Here is an 821-nt window from a genome sequence, read left to right on the forward strand (position 1 = left end):
GTCCATGTGGCGAGCTTCGACCGGCCCAATCTCGCCCTCGCCGCAGAGCCCAAGGAAGGCAACCGCGCCCAGCGGGTCGTCTCCCTCGTCAAGGCGCGTCCGGGCCTGTCTGGCATCGTCTATGCCGCCACCCGCAACGCCACCGAAGACCTCGCCGAGGCCATCGAGCGCGCGGGCATCACGGCGCTCGCCTATCATGCTGGGCTCGATGCCGATGTGCGGGCCGAGCGCCAGCGGCGTTTCCTGCTGGAAGATGGCCTCGTCATGTGCGCCACCGTCGCCTTCGGCATGGGGGTCGACAAGCCGGATGTGCGCTTTGTCATCCATGCTGATCCGCCCAAGACGATGGAAGCCTACTGGCAGGAAGTCGGCCGTGCGGGCCGCGATGGAGAGCCCGCCGAGGGTGTCGCCCTCTACGGCCCCGCCGACATGCGCCGCTCGCTCAGCTGGACCTATGAGGGGGACGCGCCCGAAGCGGTCAAGCGGGTGCAGATCACCAAGACCCGCCAGCTGTTTGCCTTCTTTGATGGCGATGAATGCCGCCGCGCTGCCGTGCGCCGCTATTTCGGGGAAGAGGGGGTCGAGGCCTGCGGCGCGTGCGATACCTGCCGGGGCGAGACCGGCGAGCCCTATGATGCCACCCGCTGGGCACAGATGGCGGTCTCCGCCGTGCTGCGCTGCGGCCAGAAGATCGGGCGCGGCCGCCTGATCAATCATTTGCTCGGACAGGCCAAGGACAGTTTCGACGAGGAACTCTCCACCCAGTCGACCTATGGCATCGGCAAGGACATGCCGAAACAGGGCTGGGGCCGCGTGTTCGA

Annotated in this window: 1 protein-coding gene; it reads left to right on the plus strand. The window is 67.6% G+C overall.

Annotated features, from left to right (window positions below):
* Window positions 1–821: helicase-related protein (locus tag B4F73_RS11500; RefSeq protein ID WP_290483309.1), on the plus strand; the 821-nt coding region annotated here is incomplete at both ends.

The organism is Hyphomonas sp. UBA3601, assembly GCF_002375605.1.
Classification (GTDB): domain Bacteria; phylum Pseudomonadota; class Alphaproteobacteria; order Caulobacterales; family Hyphomonadaceae; genus Hyphomonas.